The 10,239-nt window shown below is 62.2% G+C and carries 11 protein-coding genes and 2 pseudogenes; 4 read left to right on the top strand and 9 right to left on the bottom strand.

Features of this window, described 5'->3' with window-relative positions:
* The 3 genes from M3E84_RS11780 to M3E84_RS11770 form a co-directional block, all read right to left on the bottom strand.
* Positions 1–439, bottom strand: a 439-nt coding sequence (locus M3E84_RS11780) for a HigA family addiction module antitoxin (protein WP_259896415.1), incomplete at its 3' end; no start/stop codon positions are given.
* 31 nt (positions 440–470) lie between these two features.
* The gene (locus M3E84_RS11775; RefSeq protein ID WP_259896414.1) at positions 471–773 is read right to left on the bottom strand and encodes a type II toxin-antitoxin system RelE/ParE family toxin; all 303 of its coding nucleotides are present in this window, start codon (positions 771–773) and stop codon (positions 471–473) included.
* Between the two features lie 65 nt (positions 774–838).
* A complete protein-coding gene (locus M3E84_RS11770; RefSeq protein WP_259896412.1) occupies positions 839–1,093 on the bottom strand; it encodes a hypothetical protein in 255 nt (84 codons plus the stop codon).
* Between the two features lie 152 nt (positions 1,094–1,245).
* On the opposite strand from M3E84_RS11770, the gene M3E84_RS11765 reads away from it, so the two are divergent.
* The 3 genes from M3E84_RS11765 (at position 1,246) to M3E84_RS11755 (ending at position 3,651) form a co-directional block, all read left to right on the top strand.
* Positions 1,246–2,163 (top strand): tyrosine-type recombinase/integrase, encoded by a 918-nt coding sequence (locus M3E84_RS11765; protein ID WP_259896411.1) that lies wholly within the window; start codon positions 1,246–1,248, stop codon positions 2,161–2,163.
* 677 nt (positions 2,164–2,840) lie between these two features.
* Positions 2,841–3,431, top strand: a complete 591-nt coding sequence (locus tag M3E84_RS11760; RefSeq protein WP_259896410.1) for a ParA family protein — start codon at positions 2,841–2,843, stop codon at positions 3,429–3,431.
* On the top strand, positions 3,421–3,651 hold the full coding sequence (locus tag M3E84_RS11755; protein ID WP_259896409.1) for a hypothetical protein: 231 nt from the start codon (positions 3,421–3,423) through the stop codon (positions 3,649–3,651). Before M3E84_RS11760 ends, M3E84_RS11755 begins: the two co-directional genes overlap by 11 nt.
* Positions 3,652–3,717: 66 nt before the next feature.
* Here the strand turns inward: M3E84_RS11755 and M3E84_RS11750 are convergent, their stop codons facing one another.
* The 5 genes and pseudogenes from M3E84_RS11750 to M3E84_RS11735 all read right to left on the bottom strand — a co-directional run bounded on the left by M3E84_RS11750 (position 3,718) and on the right by M3E84_RS11735 (position 5,906).
* A complete protein-coding gene (locus M3E84_RS11750) occupies positions 3,718–3,882 on the bottom strand; it encodes a type IIL restriction-modification enzyme MmeI (RefSeq protein WP_259896417.1) in 165 nt (54 codons plus the stop codon).
* A 35-nt stretch (positions 3,883–3,917) separates the two neighbouring features.
* A pseudogene (locus tag M3E84_RS11745) lies at positions 3,918–4,075 on the bottom strand (helix-turn-helix domain-containing protein); the annotation flags it as partial.
* Complete coding sequence (erm(46), locus tag M3E84_RS11740; RefSeq protein ID WP_259896408.1) at positions 4,072–4,884, bottom strand: 23S rRNA (adenine(2058)-N(6))-methyltransferase Erm(46); 813 nt, start codon at positions 4,882–4,884, stop codon at positions 4,072–4,074. The gene erm(46) and the pseudogene M3E84_RS11745, both read right to left, overlap by 4 nt.
* A gap of 327 nt (positions 4,885–5,211) precedes the next feature.
* Positions 5,212–5,505 (bottom strand): annotated as a pseudogene (locus M3E84_RS12535) (relaxase/mobilization nuclease domain-containing protein); the annotation flags it as partial.
* Between the two features lie 194 nt (positions 5,506–5,699).
* Positions 5,700–5,906: a hypothetical protein gene (locus M3E84_RS11735; protein ID WP_259896407.1), complete on the bottom strand. Its 207-nt coding sequence runs from the start codon at positions 5,904–5,906 to the stop codon at positions 5,700–5,702.
* A gap of 2,864 nt (positions 5,907–8,770) precedes the next feature.
* Between M3E84_RS11735 and M3E84_RS11730 the strand changes: the two genes are divergently transcribed.
* Entirely contained in the window at positions 8,771–9,058 is a 288-nt protein-coding gene (locus M3E84_RS11730; protein ID WP_259896406.1) for a hypothetical protein, read from the top strand.
* Positions 9,059–9,595: 537 nt separating this feature from the next.
* Here the strand turns inward: M3E84_RS11730 and M3E84_RS11725 are convergent.
* Positions 9,596–10,239, bottom strand: a 644-nt coding sequence (locus M3E84_RS11725; RefSeq protein WP_259896405.1) for an ImmA/IrrE family metallo-endopeptidase, incomplete at its 5' end; no start/stop codon positions are given.

Raw genomic sequence — 10,239 nt, 5'->3', positions numbered from 1 at the left:
TGCGGCGGGCAGCTGCACCGAAGACAGGTTTTTCCTCAAGGCTGCTCACCTCGAACAGCTCGATGATCTCGGCCTCCACTTCCTCGAGCGAAGATCCCCGAATGGCTCCACGCCGCCGTAACTCTGTGATCGGCGCCCAATCGTTGAGGCGGGCACGCCGTTGCACGTCGTCGAGCCCCTTCTGGAGCCCCTCATCCATGGACTGCTGCCACAGCAGGTAACGGTCCTGGAGGTTCAGCCACAGCTCCGGGCTCGTACCGAACGCCGCGCCGACCTGTGCTGCCGACTCACGGGTGAGCTCCTTCTTGCCGCTGATGATCTCGGAGACGAACTGCGCCGGGCGCTTCAGAATGTCCGCGAAGTCAGCCTGCGACCAGCCCCGTGCCTCCAGCTCTTCTTCGATGTACTCCCCGACGGGGAACGCCTCTGCAACGCTCACGATCGCTCATCTCCTCTCCTCGGGCACAAAATCAGGGGTGATAATCCACCAGCTCGACCACCACCGTGACCCGGCCAGGTTCCTTCGTCTCGAAGCGCGCGATGAGTCGGTACTGGTCGTTCACCCGCATCGAGTGCTGTCCAGCCCTGTCCCCTTTGAGCTTCTCCAAGCGGCGGCTCTTCAGCTCCCGCAGGTCTCGTTCATCCTGGGCCGCCGCAATCTGGCCAACCACCTTGCGGTAGGCCTTGGTCAGGTCTCTACCGATACGCGGGTGGACGAACTGGGGCTCTTCGGCCAGTCGCCGTAGCTCGTCGTCCTCGTACTCGATGCGCACCCAACCGCCCCTCCCCGGGAAGTCACTTCCGGAACGGGCACAGCCTAGTGTACTTCAAATGCACATCAGTGCATCACCCTATGGGTGATGTTTACCTGTGATATAATAGACATAGGCCCCACACGGGGCTGTGCGAACAGCCGCGAGGAGGTGAACATGGCACGACGACGATCGGTGTCTCGCAGCGCGAAGACGGGGCGCTTCGTCACCACGAAGCACGCCGCTCGATCGCCGAAGACGACCACGACCGAGCGGGTCGGTCCGGGGACCGGGAACACGAGGTCAGTGACGCGATCGGCAACCAGCGGACGGTTCGTCACGACCCGATGGGGTCGCGAGAACCCCGGAGGAACGATCAACCAGAGGGTCTGATCCTTCCTTCGCGGTGCCCCCCCCGCACAGCAGGTGGGGCACCGCCCTGCAACCCCTCATAAGGGACATTATGAGGGCAGCATTCGGCTAGCCTGCGGCCATGACAGCGCCCCTGGAACCGGCTCTTTCACCGCTCTCGAACGCCCAACGCTACGGACCGTTGCTCGGCGCATGGCTGGCTTCCTACAGCTCGGCGAACACACGGACGGCCTACCGCCGCGATGCGCTCGTCCTGCTCGAGCACTTCGACGCTCGCAGCCTCGACCTACTGACTGCTCGCCGGCGGGACCTCGACCTGTTCGCCCGGACCCGTCAAGCCGCTGGCGACTCCCCGGCCACCGTCGCTCGTCGGCTGGCCGCCGCCTCGGCGCTCTACCGGTATGCCCTCACCGAGGAGCAGACAGAAACCAACCCTGCCGCCCATGTCCGTCGCCCCGTGGTGGATCCCGACCACACCACCACCGCAGCCCTGACACGCCGCGAGGCCGAGGATCTCCTCGAGGCTGCGGCGAAGCACTCACCGCGATCACTCGCGCTGGTGGATCTGCTGCTGAGCACTGGGGTGCGGATCAGCGAAGCGCTCACCGCAGGCCGCTCCGGTCTGACCTCTGACCACCTGACCGTCACCCGTAAGGGCGGAGCTCAGGCAGTGATCCATCTCCCCGGTCATACCGCCGAAACGCTGCGCGTCCTCACCGGCACCACCGGAGCAGAGCTGGCCCGCGGCAATGAGCGCGACCGGCTGATCTTCACCACCGCCACCGGGCGCCCATGGGATCGCAACGACGCCGCTCGCACCCTCACGCGCCTGGCCTCTCATGCCGGGACCACCAAGCCCGTGACCCCCCATGTGCTGCGTCACACCCACGCCACCCTGGCCTTAGAGCTGGGCGTACCGCTGCACCACCTCCAAGACTCCCTGGGCCACCGCGACCCGCGCACCACGCGCCGCTACGACCACTCCCGGACCCGCCTGGAGAACTCCTCCGCCCATGCCGTCGGAGCACTCTTTCGGTAAACACCGTTATTGGTATTTACCGAACAGCTATTTTTCCGACACGGAGGTGACAAAACTTCCCATGGGGTTTGTGGCGCGATCGGAGGGAAGACTGGTGGCAGTACCCCCTAAAAACGCTGTTCGCCGACCCCGAGGACAAGACCCGTGAGCACCCTCTGTACCCATTGCGGAACTAAGATCAACAACTACACGATGCGCGGCGAGCACTACTGCAACCGCTGCCGCGCTCGTCAACAAACCAGCGCCTCGTCCATCGATCACATGCGGCTCGGCGACTTCCTCCCCACACCCTCGGCACCTATTCACAGCGGCTACACCGAGTATGGCGACACAACCTGCTCGAGCTGCACCGCACCCATCCGGTGGTGGACTTTCCGCTCTGGCAGAAACGCTCCTTTCGAAGCCCAACCGCTGACCGGCCTGCCCCATCGCGTTCGGTTCCTAGTGGACTCCTCAGGTACTGCACGCCTGGCACCCACGCCCGGACCCACAGATGCGTACTGGCTCTGCCACTGGGAGGTATGCCCGCAGCGCGTGTTCACCCGTCCCGCTGAGACTGCTTTGGCGCGCATCTGGGAGAAGCACCGTGCCCGCCTGGAGGAATGACAGCGGCCGTCACGCAATAGACGGTTTTTACCGGAATACCGTTTACGGTTTTTACCGTGTAGCATGCAACCATGCGCCTGGTCATCACCAACACCAAGGGCGGCGTAGGGAAGACCACCACCGCGATCTTCCTGGCCACCGCCCTCACCGAGTACGGGAGCGTAGAAGTCTGGGACGCCGACCCCCAGGGCTCAGCCTCCGAATGGGCGCTGCGCGCTGAAGAAGACGGAATACCCCTGCCGTTCGCGGTGGAAGCAGTCAACGTCGCCAAGCTGCGGAGAGCTTCCGAGAAGGCGGACTTCACGCTGATCGACACCGGCCCCGGTGACACCCGCGGCATCGATGCCGCCCTCGAGACCGCTCGGGCCGCGATCATCCCGACCGCACCGAGTGCGATCGACATGTCCCGCGTGTGGGACACCGAGGCCGTCTCCTCTCAGGCCGTCGATTCCTACGTCTTGCTCACCCAGGTCGATGGACGCACCCGTTCCTACCGAAGCGCGCTCGAGGTTCTCGACGAGCACGGCATCGGCCACTTCGAGACCGCGATCCCCCGCCGTGAAGCCATCCGTCAGTCCTTCGGTACCCGACCAGAGCGAGAGCTCTTCGGATACCAGCAGGCAGCCCTCGAGATCCTGGAGGCCACCACCCATGAAGCCTAAGAAGACCGCCGCCAACAACATGGCCCCCCGCACTCGGGAAACCGCGGTGCCCATGAAGGAGGCCCTGCCGCAGCACGAGGAGTCCGACCCGCTGCGTCACCTGACCATCCAGGTCCCGGAGTCCCTGCGGCGCGAACTGAAGACCCGTGCCAGTCAGCAGGGCACCACCGTCCGAGAGATCGTCGTCACCGCCATCCAGCAGGAACTCAACAAGCAGTAAGTACTGCTATACCGATTGCGGTATAGCAGTACTTACTGCCCCGTGCCGCGTGTCCTGGGGGTGTCCTTAGGTGGTGAGTTCCGCGTAGCGCTGGAACAGCAGTGTCGCCCGGTCATCGTTCGAGCGCAGAGTTTGCGCGGCCCCGAAGGCGCGGTCGACCAGGCGATCAAGCGTCTCATGGGCAGCTACCAGCGCCGGGTCCATCGCGAGGGGGCTGTAGTGCTGGGCCAAGGAACGCCCCGAGTGCAGCTCTCTGGCTTCGAGGATGCCCTGGCCGGCCTCTGCGATAGCGGTTCACCCACTTCGAAGCGGTTGCCCTCGAAACACCCATCTCCGCCGCGACGTGTGAGATCGGACGGTTCGCGCATCGCTCGACGAGTCGCCGCCGACCTTCTACCGACAATGGGGCATTGGTATGCGTCATTGTGGCCGCCCGCCCTGTATCTGCTCAGTAAACCAAGCACTTTGACCGGTGACCGCGAAAAGTTCGGACCACTGTTTAGCTGAGAGGTCACGCGGCAGTGGAGTACCCCGAAATTGTTGGTCAGCGAGCCACTTCTTGACTGCGGTTCTGCCGGATCGACCAGCCACCCGAGGCAGGATCTGATGCAGTCCGTGCCCCTTACCGGTGAAGACGGCATGGACGAACCTGCTGTATACGGGCCGAAGCGCAGGATCGACGAGCGGGGTCCGCCGTCGAGCGATGGTCATTATCCCTGCATCGACTCCCGGACGTGGTGTGAACGCAGACGCGGGAACACGACCTGCTAGACCGAACTCGTACCAGGGCCACCACTGCGCCGTCATCATCGTCGCACCACCGACCGCCGCCCGCCGACGTGCAACCTCCCACTGCACTATAAGGACCGCAGCGGTCCAGTAGTCGGCATGGAGGACCCTCCGCAATATTGCAGTTGTGTGATGAAACGGCAAGTTTCCCACCACGGTGCAAGGAGTTTGGGGCAGCCGATAGCGCAGGAAGTCTGTGTTAACGACTGTGGTATTAGAACTCACGCGCCGCCGGAGCTTTAGCGCATAGCTTGAGTCGATCTCGATAGCCGTAATCGGCCGCCGCAGTCTTTGTAGGGGCAAGGTCAATGCGCCACCGCCCGAACCGATTTCGACGATCGGGCCATCTGTGCGAGAAACTAGTTCGACGATCGAGTCGATCGTCGTGCGTTCGGTCAGGAAATTTTGGCCGAGTTCGTGACGGCCAACACGATAAGCAGGCATGGGAAGTTACTCCGAGCACTAGTTCTGTGACCCGGGCAGCACAAGTACACCGCCCAGCGAATGAGGTGCTGAAGCGGCGGAGCGTTAAACGGTTAGCTCTCCGCCGCTAGGCGCGGCGGATCTTGGTCACTGCGATGCTCGTAATTCCCACAAACTACATCCTACGCCACAGGCACCACGACGTAAGCAACCTCATGACCAGCAACAGCTAGCGCTCCATACCGCGCTCTCGATTGCTAAGTCCCGGCCCTCGATCCGGGGCTGGCTGGACACGGCTCGCCGGCAGTCTCTGCGCCTTGGCGGAACCCGGGAAGCTGGCCTTGCGCGTCAGAGCCAGTGCCTGGCGGGCATCCTCCAGCGCCTGCTGTTCCTCAGCGCGTCGATACCGTGGTTCTCTCGCTCTGCCACCACGGTCTTCTTCGGTGTCGTGCTGCGCCGGGGAGCTTTCTCCAACCCGAACCGATCCTCCAGCTGAGTGCACGCACTCTGAGCTGCCCGGCGATCGTTGCGCCCGTGCCACACCTCGCCCTCATCACTGACTCGAGATACCACCACGTGCACATGGTCGGCCCCGTGACGGACCATCACCCACGGGTGCTCCGCAGAGCCCATCTCCTCAGCAAAACTCTGACCGGCCTAAGCCCACTCAGCATCACTGAGCAGCCAATCCTGGGCGGTGAAGCGCCACTGGTCTACGCCCGTTCTCTCCAGCAGTCCACGACCAAACGTCTGATCTCCTACACGAAGCCCTGCTCGCATAGCGGCTCTTCCTGGGCCGCATGCGGAGAGGTGAAGGCCCTGCTCACGTCTCAGGGTCAGCTGGTGCGTCCGCCGCGGTACTTGCTGGGTGCTCCACTGCGTTCTGCGGGTTTCTGGGAGGCGAAAGACTCGCCGGCATCGATCGTGGCTTTGGAGCGGCGCATCGCGACTTCGGCGCGCTTCTGGGCCGCACTCCAGTCGATCGGTGTGGTCTCGGTGGGCTTTTTCCGGGGTTTGCGGCGACTCATATGTCGTGTCGTCATGGCTCTCTCCTCGCGCCTGGGAATCGTCGCGCGATGACCCCAGCAAGGGTGCGCGGCGGCCCTCGGCCTGTAGGCCACAGCGTACCGAGCGGCAGTGATTCACTCGCCCCTTGCCCGCTTCATGAGCAGGGGTGGTCTGCGCGGTTTTTCGTGCGGGACCAGACCTCGTCGATCGAAGCCCTGGATCGTCACACCTCTTGCATCATTGATGAGCGCGGTTCGGTTTTTTCATCACGACGTTTTAAAATCGGTGGCATGGACTCGCAGAAGTGTGCGTGGTGTGGTGAACGGCTGGAGCCGCGGGCGGGTCGTGGTCGGCCGGCGGTGTACTGCTCGGCGCGGTGTCGCAGGTATGGGTATGAGCAGCGTCGGGCGGCTTCCCGGGTGGGAGATCCGGTGCAGGTGGTGACGCGGCAATCGGCTCCGGAGGTGGTGGAGCGGGTGCGGCAGCGGTGGTCGCAACCGGAGCCGCAGCAGGTCGCTGAGGCGTTGGATGAGGACCCGGAGCTGGCGGGTCCGGTGTTGCGGCGAATCGTGGAACTGGCCACAAATGGGCGACTCAGTGAACGGTCTCGGGTCGCGGTCGGCAAGCAGCTGGGCCGGTTCGCGGTCGAGGCGTTTCGGGCTCGAGTGAGTATGGATCGGCGTCCAGCGACGGGGTTGGTTCGGGAGCTGTCTGCCGAACAGTGGGGAGTCCTGGCGGCGGTGGCGGATCGGTCGGCATACACGGATCAGGTTTTGGCCCGGGAGCGAGAGCAACTGAATCGGAGTGGGCAGCTGTTGGAGAAACGCGAGGCAGAGCTGACGCAACGCACCCAGCAGGTGCAGGTTCGGGAGGATGAGCTGGTGGAGCAGCACCGGCAGGTTCGCGAGTTAAAACGTCGTCTCAGAGCCGCCCTGTCACAATCGGCAAGCTCGCCTGAGTGTGGGCACAGTGGGAGCAGCTTCTTTCGATCCTGAGGGGATCGGCAGGGACAGGGACACGGAGCTCGCTTCGCTCGTGCTGTTCTTTGAGGCCCTGCCCTCCGCCTTGCTGCCTTCGTGCTGTGCTCGGGATCTCGAGCGCAACCTCCGACCAGCCTGGGAGGGAGGGAGGGAGCGGAGGGCAGGGCGATGCCTTGGACGCCCCGAGGACACCCGGGCGGGGTGTGGTGGGGACGTTCAAGGCATCGTCAATCGGTGGTGCGGGACCAGCCCGGTCGGTCGGTCGGTCGCATCGGTTGGCCACCGTTGGTCACGCACCGTGAGGGGTGCGTGGGGTGGCTGACAACGGCTCAGGGCGTTACTCCTGTGCAGTGGCGGCATGTGCGTGCAGCTCTGGTCACACGCTCGGGGCAGGGCTGCTGTCTCCCGAGGGCGGCTGTAGGGCTTGGCACTCCTTCGCTGTCCGGGGATTGCTCGACCCGGTGACGGCCCCTGGCTGCACGCTCGGCAAAAGAACCGGCTCTGACCCGGGAGGGGCCGCGAAGGCAGTGCCTCACAAGCGGCTGGCGATGTTGGTTCACGGGGCTTCGCATCCCGACGCCAGGGTGTTCCGATCGCTGGCGGGTCCAGTTGCAGGCCGTTGGCGCGGCGGTAGACTGGTCTCGGTATTTACTACAGACCTCATGGTAGGCCCCCGTTGGCGCGGGGGCCTACCGCATACCTAGGGGGCGTGTCGTCAGACACGCCCCCTAGGTGTTGTGGGGCATGAGGTTCTTGTCACCAGCGGCGCGCTGAGATGAGGCGAGCGGGCTCCTCGTCACAGGATGGAAGTTCCTCAACAAGCCATCCACGGAAGACAGAGCCCGCTCATGCCCCACGCTAAGCGAAGTTTTCTACGATGCAGTAGATCCCGCAGGGTACGTAAGTAGAACAATTCAGCACATCGCCAGTCATGCCTTCACCCCTAGTGAGGTGCGTCAGCTTTTAGAAACCTCCGGCTTCAAGAATATTGCAATGTATGGGGGTTTTTCTTTCGGCCCCCTAACTGATTCAAGTTTCGACATGATCATCACTGAAAGCCCTAATTAAATGACCAGTCACAATTATGGGTATATATTTCTGCCAGACCATTTCACCTCAACCTACTCAGGGTGGATGAATGGCGACACCACCCCCCTAACATCACCTGCTCCGACGGAAGTCGATATTGTATACCTCCTCACACCCCAGCCCTGGATTTTCTGGATCGGCATCGGATGCGTTTCCGGCAACTTGATACATCCAATTCTTGTATTCAAGAACCCTGTTCCTGCGATGCATATCCCTCACCTAACAGCATATTCAAATGAGCATGCTATGCAGCTGGAATCTAGCACTAAAAATTATTTGGAGAAAAATCTAATACTCCACAATCCCGGACTCCCTGGAGTGGTTGAGCACATCGAATCTGTGCCTCTCTCTGAGATCAAGAAAAATTTTCGACAGTCATAACAGACATTATGTTACGGCCGGCCGCAGGCAGGCGCTGGCTCTTTAAGTTCCTGACGGCAATCAGCGGCGAGATCGTGATGACCGCACTCTCCTGGCCGAGGGGCTCGGTTGCCTACTGTTTGTTCATCGACTCGCAATGCGGTGACCCACAGCTCATCAAGACAGCCGCGCTGGAGGTCGCAGGAGCGGCCACACGCGCCGCGGGGCGCGTGGAAAACCTTGGGGGCATGCAGAACGTCATGGCCAAGGCGGCCACGAGGGCCTACGAGACCGCGTGTGACCTGCTCACCGCACGCCCGGCCACGACCTAGACAGAGAAATGCCCCCGACCATCTGGCAGTAGGCGCCAGGACAGGAGGCTGGGGGCGACACCGAAAGGACGGCGCAATGCCTGATTCTATCCCAGTTCCCGCCTGCTCGGCGTCATCGAGGCCGCGGAACTGCTGGGCATGACCCGCCAGGGCTTCAAGGACGCCGGACAGCCCGAGCCGGATGTCTGGATCGGAGACACCCGCGGATGGACCACCGAGACGCTGCGCGAGTGGGACCGCACCCGGAACCGGCGGCAGAAGATCACCGCCGAGAAGCGCGCGCGCATCGTCCAGATGTACCGCGACGGGGTACAGCATCGCCCAGACCGCCGAGGAATGCGGGATCAGCAAAGCATCCGTCATCCGTATCCGCGCCACAGAGAAGCAATAAGCAACTCCTGCCACACACGCCTGCGGCCAAAATAGCGCATAGGTTTATATGTTACAAACCAATAAGATCGATTCTTGGATTGCTTAAAAGGGAGTCGACCGCTTTTCCTAATCCAGGATTGTGAATCAATAACCGCCTTCTTAAAACTTCCCACATGGGCGGCCTCAAGACGCAATTTGTAGAATTATCAAGCTTCATGAACTCTACAAGCGGAACGGAATTTTTAAATACGATCACAGGATATGCTTTACCGTTGAATGCTAAACCCGCCGCGACCCAAAAAGCCCAAGGAGCCGGACTCACAAAGAAAATCGCTGAGTCTTCGGATGCCCTCTGTGAACTTGTTGGCTCAAGCCCGCCCCGAAGCCATAATTCGTACAGTTCGTGCTCATCTACCGTAAGTTGCAAAAATTGAATTGGTCTAGAGCTCGAGGCGAAATTCATAAGTCACCGCTTCTCGGAAACAACTACCAATTCCTTGCTATCCTCAAGAAGCGGGGCTTTATCGAAAGAACCGAAAATAGACTTAACATGAAACCCACACTTCTCTAAAAGAAGTGATATCTCGCTCTTCACCACGTGGCGAGTTGCCTCTCAACAGTAGGGGCACCCTTGACCAGGGCGGAACGCCAGTCGACTTTGCCGTCCTTCTGCAGGCGCCCGATCACAACGATGGGGTGCACCTGCTGGCGGACGGCCTCCTCAGCCACCCACTTTTGCCGGACCTGCGCGGGGGGCTCGGCCAGCGGCCCCTGGGGGAACACCAGGCGCGCGGCTCGCTCATCGGCGGCACGCTCCATAGCGTCTGCTTCGCCGGCAGATGACTCGCTGAGACCGGTGTCGATCTGGGGCTCGCCTATGCTCACGTCGCCGTTGAGGACATGGGCGATCTCGTGCAGCAGGGTGAACAGCACCTTGTCGAGGCGCTTTCCGCGTCCAGACAACGCGATCACGGGGTTGTCGCCCAGCATGAAGGCCGCCCCGTCGATCTTCCCGCGCGGGAAGTTCGGCTCGTGCACGAGGCCGACCCCCGCAGCACGGAGCTTCTCCGGCAGATGGCTGAACGCCTCCGAGGTGGAGAGAACCTGGCTGAGTGTCGAAGCGAGATGCTCGAACTGCTCCGAGTCGTAGCTTGGCAGGTCTTGCTGACGGGCCTTGCGCTTAGCGAGAGCCAGCCAGGCGATCTGAAGCTTGGTGACATGCTCGTTGTGGTTGC

The sequence above is a fragment of the Kocuria sp. p3-SID1428 genome (assembly GCF_025149945.1).
Taxonomy (GTDB): domain Bacteria; phylum Actinomycetota; class Actinomycetes; order Actinomycetales; family Micrococcaceae; genus Kocuria.
Note: the sequence above shows the minus strand (reverse complement) of the source record. Positions and strands in the feature narration are given on the sequence as shown.

Excerpts from the sequence above, each read along its gene's own strand:
- M3E84_RS11760 (WP_259896410.1), top strand. The coding sequence starts at position 2,841 with ATGCGCCTGGTCATCACCAACACCAAGGGCGGCGTAGGGAAGACCACC.
- M3E84_RS11730 (WP_259896406.1), top strand. The coding sequence starts at position 8,771 with ATGACCCGCCAGGGCTTCAAGGACGCCGGACAGCCCGAGCCGGATGTC.
- M3E84_RS11765 (WP_259896411.1), top strand. The coding sequence starts at position 1,246 with ATGACAGCGCCCCTGGAACCGGCTCTTTCACCGCTCTCGAACGCCCAA.
- M3E84_RS11735 (WP_259896407.1), bottom strand. The coding sequence starts at position 5,906 with ATGACGACACGACATATGAGTCGCCGCAAACCCCGGAAAAAGCCCACC.
- M3E84_RS11755 (WP_259896409.1), top strand. The coding sequence starts at position 3,421 with ATGAAGCCTAAGAAGACCGCCGCCAACAACATGGCCCCCCGCACTCGG.